This window comes from Sandarakinorhabdus sp. (genome assembly GCF_040398645.1).
GTDB lineage: Bacteria > Pseudomonadota > Alphaproteobacteria > Sphingomonadales > Sphingomonadaceae > Sandarakinorhabdus.
Window position 1 is genome coordinate 65,304 of sequence record NZ_JBBATR010000002.1, and the last position, 18,307, is coordinate 83,610.

19 protein-coding genes are annotated in these 18,307 nt (G+C 64.1%); 10 read left to right on the top strand and 9 right to left on the bottom strand.

Going from position 1 to position 18,307, the window contains the following annotated elements; all coding sequences use genetic code 11:
* Positions 1 to 40: 40 nt before the first annotated feature.
* Positions 41 to 1,312, bottom strand: coding sequence for a capsule polysaccharide biogenesis protein (locus ABWP50_RS00870; protein ID WP_353216093.1), 1,272 nt, complete (start codon positions 1,310 to 1,312; stop codon positions 41 to 43).
* A 340-nt stretch (positions 1,313 to 1,652) separates the two neighbouring features.
* Between ABWP50_RS00870 and ABWP50_RS00875 the strand changes: the two genes are divergently transcribed.
* Complete coding sequence (locus tag ABWP50_RS00875; RefSeq protein WP_353216094.1) at positions 1,653 to 3,140, top strand: LTA synthase family protein; 1,488 nt, start codon at positions 1,653 to 1,655, stop codon at positions 3,138 to 3,140.
* On the opposite strand, the gene ABWP50_RS00880 is transcribed toward ABWP50_RS00875, so the two are convergent.
* On the bottom strand, positions 3,127 to 3,945 hold the full coding sequence (locus tag ABWP50_RS00880; RefSeq protein WP_353216095.1) for an SDR family NAD(P)-dependent oxidoreductase: 819 nt from the start codon (positions 3,943 to 3,945) through the stop codon (positions 3,127 to 3,129). The two genes, ABWP50_RS00875 and ABWP50_RS00880, sit on opposite strands and share 14 nt — an antisense overlap.
* 258 nt (positions 3,946 to 4,203) lie before the next feature.
* Between ABWP50_RS00880 and ABWP50_RS00885 the strand changes: the two genes are divergently transcribed.
* Entirely contained in the window at positions 4,204 to 4,806 is a 603-nt protein-coding gene (locus tag ABWP50_RS00885) for a sterol desaturase family protein (protein WP_353216096.1), read from the top strand.
* Here the strand turns inward: ABWP50_RS00885 and ABWP50_RS00890 are convergent.
* Entirely contained in the window at positions 4,748 to 5,491 is a 744-nt protein-coding gene (locus ABWP50_RS00890; protein WP_353216097.1) for an HAD family hydrolase, read from the bottom strand. The genes ABWP50_RS00885 and ABWP50_RS00890 overlap by 59 nt on opposite strands.
* 119 nt (positions 5,492 to 5,610) lie before the next feature.
* Between ABWP50_RS00890 and ABWP50_RS00895 the strand changes: the two genes are divergently transcribed.
* The 8 genes from ABWP50_RS00895 to ABWP50_RS00930 all read left to right on the top strand — a co-directional run bounded on the left by ABWP50_RS00895 (position 5,611) and on the right by ABWP50_RS00930 (position 12,752).
* Entirely contained in the window at positions 5,611 to 6,585 is a 975-nt protein-coding gene (locus tag ABWP50_RS00895; protein WP_353216098.1) for a KpsF/GutQ family sugar-phosphate isomerase, read from the top strand.
* Between the two features lie 6 nt (positions 6,586 to 6,591).
* Positions 6,592 to 7,398, top strand: coding sequence for a 3-deoxy-manno-octulosonate cytidylyltransferase (locus tag ABWP50_RS00900; RefSeq protein ID WP_353216099.1), 807 nt, complete (start codon positions 6,592 to 6,594; stop codon positions 7,396 to 7,398).
* Positions 7,398 to 8,216, top strand: coding sequence for a 3-deoxy-8-phosphooctulonate synthase (gene kdsA / locus ABWP50_RS00905; protein ID WP_353216100.1), 819 nt, complete (start codon positions 7,398 to 7,400; stop codon positions 8,214 to 8,216). The genes ABWP50_RS00900 and kdsA overlap by 1 nt, the downstream gene beginning before the upstream one ends.
* A complete protein-coding gene (locus tag ABWP50_RS00910) occupies positions 8,216 to 9,766 on the top strand; it encodes a capsular polysaccharide export protein, LipB/KpsS family (protein WP_353216101.1) in 1,551 nt (516 codons plus the stop codon). The genes kdsA and ABWP50_RS00910 overlap by 1 nt, the downstream gene beginning before the upstream one ends.
* Positions 9,767 to 9,878: 112 nt before the next feature.
* Positions 9,879 to 10,157, top strand: coding sequence for an acyl carrier protein (locus tag ABWP50_RS00915; protein ID WP_353216102.1), 279 nt, complete (start codon positions 9,879 to 9,881; stop codon positions 10,155 to 10,157).
* The gene (locus tag ABWP50_RS00920; protein WP_353216103.1) at positions 10,154 to 10,831 is read left to right on the top strand and encodes an SDR family NAD(P)-dependent oxidoreductase; all 678 of its coding nucleotides are present in this window, start codon (positions 10,154 to 10,156) and stop codon (positions 10,829 to 10,831) included. The genes ABWP50_RS00915 and ABWP50_RS00920 overlap by 4 nt, the downstream gene beginning before the upstream one ends.
* On the top strand, positions 10,831 to 12,126 hold the full coding sequence (locus ABWP50_RS00925; protein WP_353216104.1) for an ANL family adenylate-forming protein: 1,296 nt from the start codon (positions 10,831 to 10,833) through the stop codon (positions 12,124 to 12,126). The genes ABWP50_RS00920 and ABWP50_RS00925 overlap by 1 nt, the downstream gene beginning before the upstream one ends.
* Entirely contained in the window at positions 12,126 to 12,752 is a 627-nt protein-coding gene (locus ABWP50_RS00930) for an acetyltransferase (protein ID WP_353216105.1), read from the top strand. Before ABWP50_RS00925 ends, ABWP50_RS00930 begins: the two co-directional genes overlap by 1 nt.
* Here ABWP50_RS00930 and ABWP50_RS00935 read toward each other — a convergent pair.
* From ABWP50_RS00935 to ABWP50_RS00960, 6 genes are all read right to left on the bottom strand, one after another.
* Complete coding sequence (locus ABWP50_RS00935) at positions 12,749 to 13,648, bottom strand: NAD-dependent epimerase/dehydratase family protein (protein WP_353216106.1); 900 nt, start codon at positions 13,646 to 13,648, stop codon at positions 12,749 to 12,751. The genes ABWP50_RS00930 and ABWP50_RS00935 overlap by 4 nt on opposite strands.
* A 12-nt stretch (positions 13,649 to 13,660) precedes the next feature.
* A complete protein-coding gene (gene gmd, locus ABWP50_RS00940) occupies positions 13,661 to 14,695 on the bottom strand; it encodes a GDP-mannose 4,6-dehydratase (protein ID WP_353216107.1) in 1,035 nt (344 codons plus the stop codon).
* A 116-nt stretch (positions 14,696 to 14,811) separates the two neighbouring features.
* The gene (locus ABWP50_RS00945; protein ID WP_353216108.1) at positions 14,812 to 16,251 is read right to left on the bottom strand and encodes a glycosyltransferase family 4 protein; all 1,440 of its coding nucleotides are present in this window, start codon (positions 16,249 to 16,251) and stop codon (positions 14,812 to 14,814) included.
* Positions 16,251 to 16,772 (bottom strand): hypothetical protein, encoded by a 522-nt coding sequence (locus ABWP50_RS00950; protein WP_353216109.1) that lies wholly within the window; start codon positions 16,770 to 16,772, stop codon positions 16,251 to 16,253. The genes ABWP50_RS00945 and ABWP50_RS00950 overlap by 1 nt, the downstream gene beginning before the upstream one ends.
* 70 nt (positions 16,773 to 16,842) lie before the next feature.
* The gene (locus ABWP50_RS00955; RefSeq protein ID WP_353216110.1) at positions 16,843 to 17,502 is read right to left on the bottom strand and encodes an ABC transporter ATP-binding protein; all 660 of its coding nucleotides are present in this window, start codon (positions 17,500 to 17,502) and stop codon (positions 16,843 to 16,845) included.
* Positions 17,499 to 18,299 (bottom strand): ABC transporter permease, encoded by an 801-nt coding sequence (locus tag ABWP50_RS00960; protein ID WP_353216135.1) that lies wholly within the window; start codon positions 18,297 to 18,299, stop codon positions 17,499 to 17,501. Before ABWP50_RS00960 ends, ABWP50_RS00955 begins: the two co-directional genes overlap by 4 nt.
* Between the last annotated feature and the right edge of the window lie 8 nt (positions 18,300 to 18,307).

The window sequence follows — 18,307 nt, forward strand, 5'->3', positions numbered from 1 at the left end:
GCCTGATTTCGGCCTGATTTGGGCCTGATACCGGCTCTTTTCAATCGGGTTGCAGCGGGCGGCCTTCAAAGCGGGCGATGGCGTGGTGGACAACCTTGTCCAGCGCTGCTTCGGAAAAAAAGCCGCCGGGAATCAGGCAGCGTTCGATCAGCACACGGCGGAAGGCTGCAAATGTGTCGGCATCCGGGGCCAGCGGCTGCTGCCAGAACAGATCGAGCCCGCCCTGAAAGGTGATATCGGCGATGTCGTACACCGCGTCGCCCAACACCACCACCGGCACGCCGATGGCCAGGCCCAATGTGCCGCTGGTGCTGTTGATTGTCACCATGCCGCGCGCGCCCTGGGCAATGGTTTCGATATCACCCCACGCCAGATAATCGACGCGGTCGGCCACACCGCACCCCGCCGCCACATCCAGCGCCTCCTGCTGCCAATCGCGCACGCCATTGTCCAGCGGGTGTTCCTTGATCACCAGCCGCACATCGGCCGGCGCGTGCGCTGCAAATGATCCGATCACCAGCTTAAGGGCATCGGCTATGCCGGCAAAATCCGAATGCATGCGGATTTGCGCATCGGAATCAAGCTGGAGCGGAAACAGGAAATAGCCTGGCTTTTGCGCGGCAATCCGCGCCAGCAGCGCCGCAGCTTCGGCCTTGCGCTGCTTTCCGCGCAGCAACTTGCGAATCCAGCCAGCGGCTTCGATCATCGGGTGCCACGGGCGGTGATTGCGCCAGTGCGGATAATGCCAGCGGGACAGCAAATCGACCGCATTGTAGATCAGGCCTTCGGTGGCCCGGCGCCGGAACGAGCTGTGCACCCGGTTGTGCACCGGCACCGGCGGCAACGTGGCGGCGACGCGGCGATACCAATCGGGATCGCGCGGCAGGCTGGAATGGCCGTTCACGCCGCCCTGTTCCAGCGTCACCCAATCGGGGCGCACATAGCCTTCTTCGAACACATGCAGGGTCACGCCAAGCTCGCGGCACACGCGGGCGGCAACCAGATGATAATCGCGGCAATCGCCAAACAGCACGACATCGGTGATGGCCTTGCCCTGGATGATGCCAATCAGCGCGGCTGGCCAATCGGCGAGGCTGCCGCGATAGTCGATGCCGCCGGGCAATCGCCAGAACGCCCGATCACCGCCATTGAAATTCACCTTGTGAACGCTGTGCCCGGCCGCAATCAAGCCACGTCCCAGCCGGCGGAACAGCGGCCCCATCAAGCCCTGTAGCAACAATACATTGCGCCGCGCATGCTGCGGTGCGCTGCCGCGCAGCGATCCAGCATCCGTGAAGGCAAGCGAACGCATTCCTGTGTCCGGATTTGATCGATTTGGCATCGCACCTTCGGGCATATCGCACTCCGGGACGGATGCAGCGCAGCCGTCTGGCAGAAGAAGTTGGTCGCAAGGCTTTGGGCAAGCCCCGTAATGGCCCGCCGCGTTCACTGCCTTGAGGGCGGCAATTGTGCAAGTGCGAAGGCAAAAGTGCTGCCGCAGGCGGCCAACTGGGCTGCAGCAGGGTCAGGCGCGTGCCTGGCCATTGACAAAGTTTGGGCAAGGCCGCTTTGGCACGGCGGCGCAATCGCCCGGTTCATGCCCGAAATCTGTCTGATCGATCGTGAATGGCTGCAAGGGAGAACGTGCCGCTGTGACCCACGTTCAAATCATGGCCGCCGCCCTGTTGGCCGGCACGATGCTGCTGGATGCGCTGGTGCGGCCGCGCGCGCCGCGGCTGCGCAGCATTACCGGCCTTTGGCTGCACACGCTGGCGATGCTGATCGGCTTTGGCGCCGTGCTGGCGCTGTGCGGCAATCCGGCTGCAGCGGCGCTGGTCATGATTGGCCTGATGGCAGCGGTGGTGATGGGTTCAAACACCAAATATGCTGTGCTCGGCGAGCCATTGCTGTTTTCCGATCTGGCATTGGTGCGCGCCGTGTTCCGGCATCCGCAATTTTACTTCACGGCGCTCAGCCGGGTGCAAATCGCGGCGCTGGCCCTTGGCGCGCTGGCGGTACCTGCGGGAATCGCGATGTTGTTTGTGGCGGCGCCCGCGCCGCACTTGCTGGGGCTGGGCTGCCTGGGCGGTTCCATGGCGGCGCTGGCGATCAGCCTGGCCGTGCTGCGCGGCAGCGCCATCGCCGACCGGCCCGATGCCGCCGGCGATGTGGCGCGCCATGGCCTGATTGCCGCCCTGCTGCTGTATTGGCGGCGTTGGCGCGAATCGATCGATCCGCCGCCCTGCACCACCCCGCTGCCGATCAGCACCGCCGCCGGGCTGGTGGTGATCGTTCAGTGCGAATCCTTTGCCGATCCGGCCGATCTGTTTGGCGATCCGGCGCTTGGCTTGCCCGGCCTGGCGGCGGCGCGCGCGGCGGCGTGGCAATCGGGGGCGCTGCTGGTGTCAGGCTTTGGCGCCTACACGATGCGCACCGAATACGGCGTGATCTTCGGGCGCGATGAAACGGCCTTGGGCTTCAGGCAATATGATCCGTATCTGACCGCCATCGGGGAGGCCAGCCACGCCTTGCCGGCGCGGCTGGCGCCGTCGGGCTGGCGCAGCGTGTTTGTACACCCGCACGACATGCGATTTTACGGGCGCGGCGCGATCATGCCGGCGGCCGGCTTTGCGGATCTGGTCGGGCTGGAACGCTTTGCGCCGCCGGCTGCGGGCGCTGGCCGCTATGTCAGCGATGCGGCCATCACCGATGCGGTGCTGGGCATCATTGCTGCCGCTGATGGCCCGCCGCCAACGCCCACGCTGATCCACGCCGTTACAATCGAAAATCATGGGCCGTGGCCAGTCGATCAGCTCACAAGCCACCGCCTGGACGCAGGCAGCATCTCCAGCGCCTATCTCGATCTGGTCCGGCGCGGCGATGCCATGCTGGCGCGGCTGCACGCGGCCATGATGGCGCGCCGCAAGCCTGCGGTGCTGGTTTTTTACGGCGATCACCGGCCCAGCATCCCCGGCGTCACGGCCCCGGATGGGCCGCGCCACACGCCTTATGTGATGCTGCGTTACGGCGCGGATGGCCAGCCGTTGCGCGGCGCCGGCCCACCATGCGATCTTACCCCGGCGCAGTTGCACCATGCTCTGATCGCTATGCTGCTGGCCCGGCCGCCTATTGCGGCTTGAGCGCCAGCAGCAGCCGATCACTCAGCCAGCGCGGCAACAGCCGATCCACCAGCCGCAGCACGGCAAACGGCCAGGGGAAAATGGCGTGGGCACGCCCGGCATCGGCCGCCGCCAGCACCAGCCGTGCGGCCTGCGGCAGCGGCATCAGCAGGGCGCGCGGGATCTGCCGGCCGCCGCCGGGCCAATCAATGAAACCGGGCGATACCAGCGTGACCTGCACCCCCTGCCCGGCCACCGCCAGCCGCAGCGCATCGGCAAAACGCGCCAGCCCGGCCTTGCTGCCCGCATAGGCCGGCGCAAACGGCAACGCATGAAATCCGGCTGCCGATCCGATCAGCACGATGCGGCCCTGCCCGCGTGCCACCATCCGATCGGCCAGCGCTGCTGCCAGCGCAGCCGGCGCAGCGAAATTGACGATGCCCAGCCGCGCGACTTGCAGCGCATCTTCGGCGCGCGCGCCAGGGGCGGCCGTGTCGCCTTGGCCGGCAACCAGCAAGGCTTCGTCAATCGGAGCCTCGGTGTCGGCAGCGGCAATCGCTGCCAGCATCGCTGCGATATCGCTTAGATCGATGCTGAGCGTCTGCACATCGGCGCCTGCGCTGCGGCAGGCAGCGGCGGTCAGCGCCAATCGCCGTTCATCACGGCCCCACAGCAGCAAGGCCGTGTCCGGCGCGGCGCGGATGCGGGCCAGCGTTCCCCCCAGCGCGCCAGATGCGCCGGTGATGATAATGCGGCGCGGCAGAAGGATTCCGGTACCCGGACGCGTTGTCCCATCAGGCACAATGGTGGTCTTTAGGATCATCATGATGGCAATATCACGCGCGGCCGATCGGGGGCATCAATTGCTGCTGAACTGCCATTATCATCTTATCAGCCGCTCGGCGCATCCAGACTTAGGTCGGACGGGGGGTCAGACGGGAGCCAGACATATGATTGTAATATATCAATGATTTTCAAATGGTCGAGAAATTCGCCTGCTGATCGGCAAATCGCCGCAGATTTCCACCGGCGTTTCGCAGCGGTCTTGACAGCGGCCGTTCGCTCATATTCAGACGGTCAGGTCATGGGCACTCCGCAACCCCGCCTCACACTGCTTGGCAATTCGTGGGCCGAAGGCTTCACGATTGTATCGGTACGCGTTTTCGCCGTCCTGTGGGTGGCGGGGCTGTCAGCCGTGTTGTGGGCGGCATGGGGCACCGCACCCCCAGCGCTGGCGGTCGGGCTGGTTCTGGCCGGCTGGGCAGTGTGGACCTTTTGCGAATATGCCCTGCACCGCTGGGTGTTCCACTGGGAACCGTCATCTGCGCCACTGCGCAAGTTCGTGTTCATCATGCACGGCAATCACCATGCCGTGCCCAACGATCCACTGCGCAATCTGATGCCGCCAATCGTCAGCGTGCCGGTTGCCCTGCTGATCGGGCTGGGGCTTGTTGCCGCCATCGGCGCAGCGGGCCTGTGGTTGCTGCTTGGTTTTTTGGGCGGTTATGTGTTTTATGATGCCGTGCATTACACCTGCCATCAACGGCCATTGAAGGGCCGGCTGGGTAGAGTGATCAAGCAGCACCACATGCGCCACCACCATTCTAGTGAAGCGGGCAATTATGCCATCACCGGGATGATGTGGGATCGCTTGCTGTCAACGCGGGTTGCAGCATCCAGGCACTAGGGATCTTACCGGCTGGCCCGGCCAGAACCAGCAAATCGTTCAGGCTTTGCAACACTGGCAGGCCCGGCATTTCGTGCAGGGCCGCCGCCACGCCGTAGCCCCACCCCGCCAGCACCATGCCAACCCCGGCAGCCAGCGCAGTCGCGGCATCGATCAGCGTATCACCAACCACCAGGCTGGTGGCTGGATCTGCGCCGATGGCCGCCATCGCCAGCACGGCCGGATCGGCTGCCGGCTTGCGCGCCAATTGCGGCCGCGCACCCACAATCGCACCAAAATGCCGGGCGAGATCCAGATCACCCAATATTTTTTCGCACAAAGCCTGCGGCTTGTTCGAACAGATTGCCAGCCGCAGCCCGCCACTGTGCAGCGCCGCCAGCGTGTGGGCCGCGCCCGGAAAGGCCAGATCGTCCGGTGTGGCTGCAACAATGTGCAACGCGCGAAATTCTGCAATATCTTCAGCCGGATCGCGGCAATGGCGGCCCATCACGGCGGCAATCATCGCTTCGCCGCCAATGCCGTCCATCGCCCGCACCAGCTGCGGATCGGCCGTGTGTGTTGCACCGCGCGCGGCCAGCATGGCATCGATGATCGCGCAGGTGATCCGGGCGGAATCAACCAGCGTGCCATCCAGATCGAACAGGATCGACCGAATGATCCGGCCGGGTGCGCGCGTTTGGTTCATGGTAGCGCCGATTTTCCCGGCGCGCCGCCGGCTGTCAAGCGCCGCACAATTGACCGGGCGCAGGCCGGTAGATAAAGCCGCACCATGTTTGATGGTTGTCTCTCGAAAGTCATGTGACAATGAACGGCGATCAGCATCAGGATATCGGGCGGGAGGTCATCGCCCTCGAAGCCGAAGCGTTGCGGCAGCTCGGGTCGGCGATCAACGGCAATTTTTCGTCGGCAATCAATGCGATACTGGCCTGCTCGCAGCGGGTGATCGTGTCGGGCATCGGCAAATCCGGTCACATTGCCCGCAAGGTCGCGGCGACTTTGGCGGCCACCGGCACGCCGGCCCAGTTCGTGCACGCCGGTGAAGCGGCGCATGGTGATGCCGGCATGGTGATGCCGGGCGATCTGTTGCTGGTGTTTTCCAACAGCGGCAGCACGGTGGAATTGCAGCCGCTGTGCCTGCATGCGCAGCGGATCGGCTGCCGGATCATCGGTGTGTCGCGCAATCCGGCTTCGCTGCTGATGCGCACGGCCGATCTTGGCCTGGTGTTGCCCGCCGTTGAAGAAGCCTGCACCTCAAGCCTGGCGCCCACCACGTCCACCACGATGATGCTGGCGCTAGGGGATGCGCTGGCCGTGACCACGATGCGCGCGCGCGGGCTCTCGGGTGTCGATATTCGCGCGCTCCATCCGGGCGGCACCATCGGGCTGCATCTGCGCGGCGTGGAAGATGTCATGCACGGCGGTGACCGCTTGCCGCTGGTCACCATGGCCACATCGATGCGCGATGCCCTGCTGACGATGACCGAAAAGCGCCTTGGCATGACCGGCGTGGTGGATGCGGCCGGCCTGCTGGTGGGGATCATCACCGATGGCGATTTGCGCCGGCACGCTGCCGACTTTCTGGCCAGCACCGCGGCTGATGTGATGACGCCGTCGCCCAAGACCATCGCGCGCACCGCCCTGGTGGAAGACGCGCTTGAAATGATGAACACGCACCGGATCACCACCCTGTTCGTTGTGGATGCGGCGCAGCCGAACCGGCCGATCGGCGCCGTGCAAATCTATGATATCGCAGCGCCGCCGCCGCTGGCCCGGGCCTGATCGGTCATGGCCCGCATCGCCTTGATCATCCCGGCGCGTTTCGCCTCCAGCCGCTTTCCCGGCAAGCCGCTGGCGCCGCTTGCTGGCCCGGATGGTGGCGTGCGCACCTTGCTGGAATGGACATGGGCTGCCGGCGGCGCCGTGCCGGGCATCGCGCAGTGCGTGGTTGCCACCGATGATGATCGCATCGCCGATCATGCCCGCAGCGCCGGCATGGCCGTGATCATGACGCCGGATACCTGCCTGAACGGCACCGAACGCTGCGCCGCCGCAGTGCCGGCCTTGGCGCAAATGCCCGATATCGTCGTCAATCTGCAGGGCGATGCGCCGCTGATCCCGGCCGCCATGGTGACAGCGGTGATCGAGCGCCTGCTGGCCGACCCGAGGCTGGCGCTGGCCACCGCCGCCGTGCCGGCCAGCCCCGCCGTGCTGGCGCATCTGCAATCCGATCAGGCCGCTGGCCGGGTGGGCGGCACCACAGTGGTGTGTGACCGCCGCGCCCAGGCCCTGTATTTTTCAAAATCCATCATCCCGCATGTCGCGCCCGGCAGCGTGCCGGCTCAGCCGGTGCTGCTGCACGTCGGCCTCTATGCCTATCGCCCGGCGGCGCTGAATGCCTATGTCGCGGCTGGCCCGGCGGCGATCGAATTGCAGGAAGGGCTTGAACAATTGCGCTTTCTGGATGCTGGGTTGCGGGTGGGCGTGGCGATCTGCCCGCCGCCGGGCTGGGATCTGGTCGAATTGAACAACCCCACCGACACACCGCTGATCGAAGCGCAATTGGCGCGCCGCGCAGCCCAGGAACCTGCCTGATGCTTCCAAAATTTGTTCGCGCGCCCGGTGCGCCGCCCTTCCTGATCGCCGGCCCCTGCGTCATCGAAAGCGAGGCGCTGTGCCTGGCCATCGCTGCCCGCCTTCGCGCCATGGCCGACAATCTGGGCGTTCCGGTCATTTTCAAGGCAAGTTTCGACAAGGCCAATCGCACGTCGGGCGCAGCCTATCGCGGCCTTGGCCTGCACGAAGGATTGCGCGTACTGGAGACGGTGCGCCGCGAAACCGGGCTGCCGGTGCTCACCGATGTGCATCTGCCCGATCAGGTGGCCGCTGTGGCCGCGGTGGTGGACATGCTGCAAACCCCGGCCTTTCTGGCGCGGCAAACCGATCTGATCACTGCGGCCGCCGCCAGCGGCAAACCGGTGAACATCAAGAAAGCCCAGTTCATGGCCCCGCACGACATGGCGGCTGTGCTGGCCAAGGCCCGGACTGCGGCCGCGGCTGCCGGCGTTGATCCTGCCGGCATCTTGCTGTGCGAACGCGGTTCCAGCTTTGGCTACAACAATCTGGTGGTGGACATGCGCGCGCTGGTGATCATGCGCGAAATGGGCTGCCCGGTGGTGTTCGATGCCACCCACAGCGTGCAATTGCCCGGCGGCGGCGGCGACAAATCCCTGGGCCAGCGCCAATATGTCGAGCCGTTGGCCCGCGCCGCCGTGGCGATCGGCGTGGACGGCCTGTTCATGGAAACTCACCCCGATCCCGATAGCGCCTTGTCGGATGGCCCGAACATGGTGCCACTGGACCAGCTGCCCGGCCTGATGCGGCGGCTGATGGCCATCGCTGCAGTCAGCTGATGGCGCCGATCCTCGCGATCCCGCCCTTCCCCGGCGCGCGCCTGCCGCGCTTTGCCACTGAAACCAACACCACCAGCAGCAGCGATGGCCTGTTGGCTGCCCTGGCTGGCCAGCGGGTGGGCGGCTGTTATTGGGGCCAGCAGCCCGCGTTGCCAGCAGCGGGCTACCAGCTCGATGGCACGGCCAGCGGGTCGACTGGCGCGCTGGCCTGGCCCGCTGATGCCGATCCATGGCACCTGTTGGCTGGCGCTGCCAGCGTGCGCCTGTGGGCTGGCGACAGCCGCATCCTGCTGGCGCTGGCTGCCGGTTGCCCGGTCACGGAGGTGCAAGCGGATGGCCGCGCATCGCCGCCCGATGCCGCTGCAATCAAGGCGCTGCTGCACAGCGGTCTGACCGGCTGGAGGTGGCATGACCCCTTCAGCGGGGAGGCGATATCTGCGGCGCAGGCCATCATGCTGGCCGGCTTCTGGCGGCGGCTGATCGACCGCAACCGGCCCATAGTGGCGGCATTGGGCTTTGCGCATTGGAAACAGGCCAATGTGGCGCCGCTGCTCTGGAATGGCGGCGGTTCGCCATTTCGGCGCAGTCTGCCGGCATCAGACGCTGGCACGGAGGTCGCGGTGTGGCGATCACGGCTAACTAGCGCACAAACTGCCGCGCTGGCACACAGCGCAGCCGTGGTGCTGGAGGTGGAGGACGGGTTCATCAGATCAGCCGGGCTGGGCGCGGATTGTGTGCCGCCGCTTTCGGTGATCGTGGATGCCATGGGTGTGCATTTTGATCCGGGCCAGCCCAGCGAACTGGAAAACCTGCTGCAAAACGGCGAATTCGCCGCCGATATGCTGGCCCGCGCCGCCGCGCTGCGCAGCGCCATCGTTGCCGGCGGCCTATCGAAATACGAACGCAGCGCAGCCGATCATCTGCCCCGCCCTGGCGGCGCTCGCCGGCATGTGCTGGTGCCCGGCCAGGTCGAAGATGACCGCGCCGTCACCAGCGGCGGCGCGCTGGCATCCAATCTCGAACTGCTGCGCCGCGCCCGCGCGGCGGCCGGGCCAGATGTCTATCTGATCTACAAGCCGCATCCCGATGTGCTCGCCGGCCACCGCCGCGGCCACATCGAAGCCGCCGATATGGTCGCACTGGCCGACCGCGTGGAAACCACCGCGCCAATGGCCGCGCTGATCGCGATGGCCGACGAACTGCACGTCAACAGCTCATTGGCCGGCTTCGAAGCGCTACTGCGACAAAAGCCCGTAACGGTGCACGGCGTGCCCTTTTATGCTGGTTGGGGCCTGACCACGGATTGCGGCCCGGTCCCCGCCCGCCGCACCGCCCGGCGCACACTGGATGAACTGGTCGCCGCCACATTGCTGCTATATCCGCGCTACCTCGATCCGCTCACCGGCCTGCCCTGCCCCGCCGAAGTGTTGATTGCGCGCCTGACCACCGCCGCGCCCAGCCACGATGCGAGGGCCAGTGCCGTGATTGCCCTGCGCCGTGCGACCGGGCGTGTGCGAGCGGGGGCCGGGCGTTTGCTCGGCCGGCGTTGACGACGCCCGACAATTGCACAGCGCCGATGGCTTGGCTAAAGGGTGCGTGATTTCGGCAGCGCGCCAGTCCAATTGCGGGCTGCATTGCCTAACCTTGGAGCGATCGGTCGCCATGTCAGACATCAAAGCCCAGATTTTTGAAATCATTGCCGATCTGGTGGAAGCCGACGACGTGGTGATCAGCGACGATACGGCGCTGCTCGGCGACGGCAGCGTGCTGGATTCCATGAAGGTCGTCACCCTGTGCATCGCGCTGGAGGATATGGCGGCCGATCTCGATTTCGATTTCGATTGGACATCCGATGCCGCCATGTCGCGGTCACGCAGCATGTTCCGCACCGCCGGCGCGCTGGTCGCCGAATTTCTGAACCAGCAGCAGGCAGCGGCATGATCATCGTCACGGGCGCCAGCCGCGGCCTGGGTCGTGCGATCTGTGACCGCCTGATCGAAAAAGGCCTGCCGGTGTTCGGCTTGGCCCGCAATGTCGAAGGCTTGCCGTTTCCGGCGATGGCCTGCGATGTCGGCAATCACGACGAAGTAAAGGCCGTGGCGCGTGACCTGCGCAAGCAAAAAGCCGAAGTGACCGGCCTGCTGAATGTGGCCGGGGTTGCCGCGATGAACCTGGCGGTGACCACCCCGCAATCCACCACCGAAAAGGTGATCCGCATCAATCTGCTCGGCACCATCTATTGCTGCCAGGCGCTAGCGCCGCTGATGATGCGCGGCCCCGGCGGATCGATTGTCAATTTTTCGACCATCGCCGTGGCGCTTGGCCTGAAGGGCGAATCGATCTACGTCGCCTCCAAGGCTGGCGTGGAGGGCTTCAGCCGCAGCTTTGCCCGCGAAATGGCCGATTTCAACATTCGGGTGAACTGCATTGCCCCGGGGCCGATCGACACGGCACTTCTGCGCGGCATTTCCGGCGATCAGATCGGCAAGATCGTGACGCAGCAGATTATCCAAAAGCAATTCACCCCCGATGCAGTGTGCGACACGGTGGAACTACTGCTGGACCCGCGCAGCGCCGCCGTGACCGGCGCCGTGCTGAACATTGGTGGTGCGTGATGACCTTGATGGAACGGCTGGGCGCGCTGTGGGCCGGCATTGATTATCCGTTTCTGATCCACAAAAACGCCCATCTGCGCTTTTCGGATATTGCCCACAGCGATGCGGTCGATCTGTCCGAAGTGCAACCAGGCGACGTGGTGGCGTTGATCGGCGATTTTGATCCAGGCTCGATCCAGACGCTGCTCCAGTTGATCGATCGGCAAGTGGTGCTGGTGCCATTGACCACCGACACACGCGGCCAACACGAATATTTCTTCGATGCCGCCCGGGTTGATGTCGTGATCGAGGGCCAGGACGTGCGCCGCCTGCCGCGCGCTGACCGGCATGAACTGATCCAGCAATTGCAGGAACAGGGCCACGCCGGCCTGATCCTGTTTTCCACTGGCACCACCGGGCGGCCAAAAGCCATTTTGCACGACATGACGCTGTTTTTGCAGCGTTTCGAAACGCCGCGCCCCACCCAGCGCACCATCAATTTTCTGCTGTTCGATCACATCGGCGGCATCAACACGCTGCTGCACACGCTGTTCAACAAGGGCGTGGTGATTGCACCAGAGGCTCGAACCGTCGATTCGATCCTGACCACCATCGCCGCCCACGATGTCGAAGTATTGCCGACCACACCCACGTTCCTGCGCATGATGCTGATGAGCGGCGCGATTCCAGATTCCGTGCCGGCCTGCCTGAAGCTGATCACCTATGGCACCGAACGCATGGATCAGCCGACGCTGGAACAATTGTGCCAATTGCTGCCAGGTGTGGATTTCCGGCAGACCTTCGGCATGTCCGAGCTGGGCATCGTGCGGGTAAAATCCGAAGCGCGTGACAGCCTGTTCATGAAAATTGGCGGCGAAGGCGTTGAAACCCGCGTGGTGGACAATGTGCTGCAAATTCGGTCACAAACCCGCATGCTCGGCTATCTGAACGCTGCGTCGCCGTTCGATGCCGATGGTTGGTATGACACCAAGGACGTGGTGGAAACCAAAGGCCCGCATTACAAGGTGGTTGGCCGCATCGGCGATGTGATCAATGTTGGCGGGCTGAAGTTCATGGCATCCGAAGTGGAACGTGTGGCCATTGATTATCCGGGTGTGGCGCTGGTGAAGGCTGAAGCGCGCGCCAATCCGATCACCGGCCAGCATGTCGAGTTGCTCGTCCAGCCGGTGGCGGACACGGATGTGGATCGCAAGGCGCTGGCCGCCTATCTCGCGCAAAAGCTGCCGGCCCACATGGTGCCGCGCCGCATCAAGATCGAAGCCGTGCCTGTCGGCCACCGGTTCAAGCGCGCCTGATGCAGAAATTGATCTTCTTCGGTTCGGGCGGTGTTGCGCGCGAGGTCACCTCGTGGACGGCGCCGGGCTTCATCATTGCCGGCTATGCCACGCTTGATGCGGCCGAACATGCTCGCTTTGGCCTGCCCGGCCAGGCATTTTCCGACGATGTGACACCGGGCCAGGCCGGCACGGATCTGGCGGTAATTGCCATCGGCCTGCCCGGTGTGCGCCGCCGGCTGGGCGAACGGCTGGCGGCGGCGGGATTTCGCTTTGCCACGCTGGTGCACCCCAGCGCCGTGATGGCCAGCAATGCCGTGATCGGCGAAGGCAGCATCGTCTGCCCGCTCGTCAACATCTCGCCGAATGTGACGGTGGGGCGGCTCAGCTATATCAATTTTTGCGTTGGCATCGGCCATGATGCGACCATCGGCGATTATGCGCAGATCAACCCGGGGGTGCAGATCGGCGGCTTTGCCACCATCGGCACCGGCGCGCTGATCGGTTCGGGCGCGACGGTGCGCGAAGGCGTGACGGTGGGTGATGGCGCCACCGTGGCATCGGGATCGGTGGTGTTTGCCGGTGTGCGGCCCGGCGTGACCGTGTTGGGCAACCCGGCCAAGCGCATGCGGGCGTTTGAGGATTAGGCTGCGTTCAGCATCCAGCCGAGCGTATCGGTCAAGGGTGGGCAGTCGATCGGGCCGATCAGGCCTTGCAGGCGCGTGTCGCTGCCCCACAATTGATCGACTTCCTGCGATCTGACCAGCGCTGGATCGATGCGCACCTGCAAATCATGGCCCGAGATGTGCCGCACTAGCGCCAGCAATTGCGTGATCGTCACCGCCCGGCCAGAACAGATGTTCACGGTCTGCCCGGCGGCGGCGGAGCAGTCCAGCAACCGGGCGACGGCATCGGCGACAAACCGCACATCGCTGAAATCGCGCGCCACATCGACATTGCCGAGATGGATTTCCGGCGCGCGCTGCACGACATGATCGATGATCTTGGGGATCAGGAACTGCTTGCCCTGGCCAACGCCGGTGTAGTTGAACGGGCGCACCGTAGTGATGGCCAGCCGATCACCATACATGGCGGCCAGTTGCTCGCAGACCAGCTTTGACAGGGCATAATCGCTGCGCGGGTCGGGGGTAAGCGCCTCGTCCAGGCGGCCAGCCTGGCGATTGCCGTAGATATTGGCGCTGGATGCAATGATCACGCGGCCGGCCATACCGGCCTGCACCAACGCCGCCAGCAGATTGCGGGTGCCCAGCACATTGCTGGCATAGATTTCGCCGACATCTTCGTGGGCAACGAACGATATGGCGGCAAGATGGATGACCGCATCGGCCCGCGCCGCCGCAACGGCCGCGGCAGCCTGCGCCATGTTGCTCAAATCAGCGTGCAGCCACTGCGTGATATCCGGACACACCAAGGTGTTGACGCCGCGCGACAGCCCGATCACCGCATGCGCGCGATTGGCCAGCGCCGCCGCCACATAGGGTCCGGCAAAGCCGTTGGCACCCGTAAGCAGGATTCGCGCCACTGCAATCCCGCTTCAGAACGAGAAACCGATCTGGTTACGGCGCAGATCAGCATCCACCATCATGCGGCACAATTCCTCTAGGGTGGTTTTCGGCTCCCAGCCCAACTTTTCGCGGGCCTTGGCCGGATCGCCGATCAGCAGATCAACCTCGGCCGGGCGATAGAACCGCGGATTGACGCGCATCACCGTTTGGCCAGTGGCGGTGTCAATGGCTTCTTCGGTTTCAGCGCTGCCGCGATAGGCCACTTCGATGCCGGCACAGCGGAACGCCATGGTGAGAAAATCACGCACGGTTTCGGTGCGATTGGTGGCGAGCACGAAAGTATCCGGTTCGTCGGCTTGCAGCATCAGCCACATGCCTTCCACATATTCACGCGCGAAACCCCAATCGCGTTTGGCATCGATATTGCCCAATTCCAGGCAGTCCAGCTTGCCCAGCTTGATCTTGGCGATGCTGTCGGTGATCTTGCGCGTGACGAATTCGCGGCCGCGCAGCGGGCTTTCATGATTGAACAGGATGCCGCTGCTGGCAAAGATATCGTAGCTTTCCCGGTAATTGACCGTGATCCAGTGCGCATACAGCTTGGCAACGCCATACGGGCTGCGCGGATAGAACGGCGTATCCTCGGTTTGCGGCACGGCCTGCACCTTGCCGTACATTTCCGACGTGCTGGCCTGATAGAAACGTGTGCTGCGGTTGGTGTGGCGCACGGCCTCAAGCAGATTCAACGGCCCGAGCCCGGTGATCTGCGCCGTGGCAGCAGGTTGATCGAACGACACGCCCACAAAGCTTTGCGCGGCCAGATTGTAGATTTCGTCGGCCTGGCAGCGTTCAACAAGGCGCATGCACGATGCCATATCGGTCAGATCAAATTCGATCAGGTGCAGGTTCGGGTGATTTTCGATCCCCAGCTCTTCGATCCGCCAGAAATTCACCGAACTGGTGCGCCGGTAGGTGGCGAACACTTCGTAGCCCTTGGCCAGCAATACTTGGGCCAGATAGGCGCCGTCCTGCCCGGTGATGCCTGTAACAATTGCCTTTTTCATCGACGGTCCTGACCATGTTTCCAGCAGTGATGTGCGCGGATGCTGCCCGAATTCTGCCCGCGGGCGGGCATTTCACGTTGCCGCGACGCGGACCCGCCGAGATTGCCGGCGAGCTATCACAGTGATGATGCCATATCCATCCCGAAAGACGGGCTGGCAACGCGCGGCCAGGTTTGGCGTTCATTCTGTTCAATCGCTTCGGCCAACGCCGTCAGATCATTATCGGAGGGGCCGGGCCAGGCATCGATGGCGGCAATGCTGGCAATCAACGCTTTCGTAATAGCATCGGCATCTGGCGGCACAGATATGGGCCGCTGGTGCGGCAGCGAAGCCAATCGCGCGAGGCCAGCCAGCGCCCGCTGCGCCACCAGATCCCAGCTGAACGCGCGCGCATGGCTGTGGGCATGATCGATCAAGCTGCTGCGGAACGCCTGGTCCGACAAGGCGCGCGCAATAACATCCACCATCTGCGCCATGTCTCGCGGATCAAACAGTGCGTCGGCCCGGCCAATCACTTCAGGCACGCTGGACAGGCATGATCCCACCGCTGGCGCGCCGCACCACATCGCCTCCAGAACCGGCAAGCCAAAGCCTTCGTGAAATGAAGGGAACACGAACAATGCGCAATTGGCATAGAGGATCTGCAATTCATCATCTGGCACATGGCCTGTGAGCACGACATCGCGGTCATCCAGGCCGTGCTGCGCCATGACATGGCGCAACCGGGCGTGGCCGTGCGGATGCAGGCGGCACACCAGCACCAATTGATGGGCCTGACGCACCGGAAGCGGGAGCCGCGCATAGGCTTCGATCAGGCCTTCGAAATTCTTGCGCGGATCGAGCGCGCTAACGTGCATCAAAAATGGCCGTTCGATGCCGTGATAAGCCAGCACCGCGCGCGCATCCGGGCTGGTGCGAAGGGCGTGCAGATCGAGATTGGCGAAGTGATCGGCCGCAGCGCCGCTGATTTCGATGGCATGATCGGCGTCGCTGGGCAGATGGGTGATGCATTCATCCAGCGCCGAAGCCGAGATGGCCATCAGCAGATCGGCATGGCGGGCCTGGCCGATCTTGTCGAAATACCACCGCCGTGCGCCGGCGCTGCCGATATGCTGATCGGGATTTAGCAAGGGAATCAGATCATACAGGATGGTCGCCACCCGGTAACGGCGCTGATCGGCGGGCGCCACGCAGGCCACGCTGTTATCGGCGCCGCCTTCGAACAGGCTGCCGATCAACAGCACATCGGGATCAAGATCGGCCACCAGCTGCGCATAGGCGATATGGGCGGCAGCATGGCGCCAGCGATCGGGATCGTGCAACGCGGCTGTGGGGCCAACCGCATGCAGCACATGAAAACGGTCCCGGCCGACAATCGGCGCAAAGGCGGCGATGACCCGTTCGACCTGATCGGGGAACAGATTGTTCAGCAAAAACCGGATGTTGTGCCCATCGGCATTGCGGAGCAGCCCGCGCGCCAGCGCTTCGACATAGCGGCCGATGCCGCGATCACGGCTGTTGTTCTGCAGGCCTTGCAAATCGATCAACAGGCGCATCAGGCGGGATTTTCGCGGCAATCGATGGCGGTGCACAAGGCGGCATAAAGCGCGGCCGCGCGCGGGCTCAGGCGGGCATCAGGCGGCGCATGCGCCACGCCCAGCGCATTGCGCACCCGCCGCGGTGTTGGCAGCCGAATGCGCGCGCCCAGCCGTGTGCCCATGCGGCGCGCTCTGCGGCCCAGCCAGCCAAGCCAGCGCGGTACCCTCCCGATCAGTCGGCCCGGCGCTTTCAGGACGGCTTTCAAGGCCGGATTGGCCTCGATCTGCTCCGCCAGCCGCGCCAGATATGGCCCGATCACCGGCACGGCCGTCCTGCCCTGCACCAGCAGCAGCCGCGCCAGGCCATCGATGGGCGGCAAGTCCCGATCAGCCCGCTGCGCCTGCAATGCCGCCAACACCGCCGGCTTGCCGCCCGCAGCCAGCACCGCCCGCATCTCTGCGTGCTGCGCCGCATCAGCGCGCCGGTTAAGCATGGTCCACACCGCGACATCGACAAAATCACCGTCTGCAGGCTTCATCAGGTCAGCCAGGCTCAATGCCGGCCGGTCATAACGCGAAAATCGGGGCCGATGTGCGGGCGGCAGCCGATCAGCCGACATTGTACACATCGGAATAGTGGCGATAACCCTCTTCGATATCATCGAACATCGTCAGATTGCCTGCGTGCAGCACACCCACTCGCTGGCAATGATCACGCACATAAGGCGCATCGTGGGACACGATGATCATGGCGCGATCGGCACGGCGTTCAAACAGTTCAACATGGCATTTTGCATGAAAACGCGCGTCGCCAACCGCCACAATTTCGTCGATCAGGAAGCAATCGAATTCCACCACCATCGAAATGGCAAAGGCCAGCCGGGCGCGCATGCCCGAGCTGTAGGTCCGCACGGGTTCTTGCAGATAGCCGCCAAGTTCGCTGAATTCCTTTACAAAATCAACGCGGGATTCCCAATCCAGACCGTAGATGCGGCAAATGAACCGCATATTGTCCATGCCAGTCAGTGAATTTTGAAATGCGCCGCCGAATGCCAGCGGCCAGCTGACGGACATGTCCCGCCAGATTTCGCCGGAGGTCGGGCGTTCGGCGCCGCTGATCAGCCGCACCAACGTTGATTTGCCGGCGCCGTTACGGCCAAGAATGGCGACTTTCTCGCCCGGCGCCACCGAAAAGCTGATGTCACGCAGCACCGGCACCAGCCCGCTGCGGGTGGGGTAGGATTTGCTGACATGATCGATGGTGATCATTCCGGCACCACCTTGCGGCTGATCCGCTTCATCATCGCCAGCGCCAGCAGGCTGAGCGCCATGTTGATCGCCGTCAGATAGGCCATGTCGTAGTGCGCAACGATCTTCGATCCGAAAAAGCCTTCGCGCACCAGTTCAACGCCGTGGACCAGTGGCAGCAGCAGCACGATTTCCTGAAAATCCAGCGGCAGCGCATCGACGATATAGGCGGCGCCCGACACCGGCAGCAGGAAATAGGAAATCGGATGCCACAGCTTTTCGACCAGCTCGGTTTCCTCGGCCAGCGCGCCCAGCAGAATCGCCAGCGAGCAACCGAACCAGGCCAACATCACCCAGCCCCAGATCACCTTCAGCACATCTTCCGGCAGGCTCATCCAGCCCATGAAGCTGAAAAATAGCGTGAGGATGACAAACGACAGGGTCGCGCCGCCCGCTTCGACAAGCAGACGCGCGGCGAAGATGTCGATCACCTTGACCTGGCGGTGATACATCAGCGACAAATTGGGCTGAATTGCCAGGATGCAGCGGCTGGGCATGTTGCGCCACAACAACACGCTGGAATAGCCCGACACGGCAAAGGCCGTGATCGGCAATTCGGAGCCGTGCGTGGATTTGAACGCCGTCCACAGCAAGGTAACCCCTACGGTGAACAACATCGGTTCCACGAACAACCACAGGAACCCGATATTGTGGCGGCCAAAGCGGGTGAGGATTTCGCGGACAAACAACGCCCCGATCACCCGGCGCTGAATTTCCCAGGCGCGGGCCAGGCTGCGCTGCGGCCGCGCTTCCCGCACAACGGGGG

What these genes read in the sequence shown, in the direction of transcription:
- ABWP50_RS00870 (WP_353216093.1), bottom strand. Translation starts at nt 1,312, where the DNA reads ATGCGTTCGCTTGCCTTCACGGATGCTGGATCGCTGCGCGGCAGCGCA.
- ABWP50_RS00880 (WP_353216095.1), bottom strand. Translation starts at nt 3,945, where the DNA reads ATGATGATCCTAAAGACCACCATTGTGCCTGATGGGACAACGCGTCCG.
- ABWP50_RS00885 (WP_353216096.1), top strand. Translation starts at nt 4,204, where the DNA reads ATGGGCACTCCGCAACCCCGCCTCACACTGCTTGGCAATTCGTGGGCC.
- ABWP50_RS00890 (WP_353216097.1), bottom strand. Translation starts at nt 5,491, where the DNA reads ATGAACCAAACGCGCGCACCCGGCCGGATCATTCGGTCGATCCTGTTC.
- ABWP50_RS00895 (WP_353216098.1), top strand. Translation starts at nt 5,611, where the DNA reads ATGAACGGCGATCAGCATCAGGATATCGGGCGGGAGGTCATCGCCCTC.
- ABWP50_RS00900 (WP_353216099.1), top strand. Translation starts at nt 6,592, where the DNA reads ATGGCCCGCATCGCCTTGATCATCCCGGCGCGTTTCGCCTCCAGCCGC.
- kdsA (WP_353216100.1), top strand. Translation starts at nt 7,398, where the DNA reads ATGCTTCCAAAATTTGTTCGCGCGCCCGGTGCGCCGCCCTTCCTGATC.
- ABWP50_RS00910 (WP_353216101.1), top strand. Translation starts at nt 8,216, where the DNA reads ATGGCGCCGATCCTCGCGATCCCGCCCTTCCCCGGCGCGCGCCTGCCG.
- ABWP50_RS00915 (WP_353216102.1), top strand. Translation starts at nt 9,879, where the DNA reads ATGTCAGACATCAAAGCCCAGATTTTTGAAATCATTGCCGATCTGGTG.
- ABWP50_RS00920 (WP_353216103.1), top strand. Translation starts at nt 10,154, where the DNA reads ATGATCATCGTCACGGGCGCCAGCCGCGGCCTGGGTCGTGCGATCTGT.
- ABWP50_RS00925 (WP_353216104.1), top strand. Translation starts at nt 10,831, where the DNA reads ATGACCTTGATGGAACGGCTGGGCGCGCTGTGGGCCGGCATTGATTAT.
- ABWP50_RS00930 (WP_353216105.1), top strand. Translation starts at nt 12,126, where the DNA reads ATGCAGAAATTGATCTTCTTCGGTTCGGGCGGTGTTGCGCGCGAGGTC.
- gmd (WP_353216107.1), bottom strand. Translation starts at nt 14,695, where the DNA reads ATGAAAAAGGCAATTGTTACAGGCATCACCGGGCAGGACGGCGCCTAT.
- ABWP50_RS00945 (WP_353216108.1), bottom strand. Translation starts at nt 16,251, where the DNA reads ATGCGCCTGTTGATCGATTTGCAAGGCCTGCAGAACAACAGCCGTGAT.
- ABWP50_RS00950 (WP_353216109.1), bottom strand. Translation starts at nt 16,772, where the DNA reads ATGAAGCCTGCAGACGGTGATTTTGTCGATGTCGCGGTGTGGACCATG.
- ABWP50_RS00955 (WP_353216110.1), bottom strand. Translation starts at nt 17,502, where the DNA reads ATGATCACCATCGATCATGTCAGCAAATCCTACCCCACCCGCAGCGGG.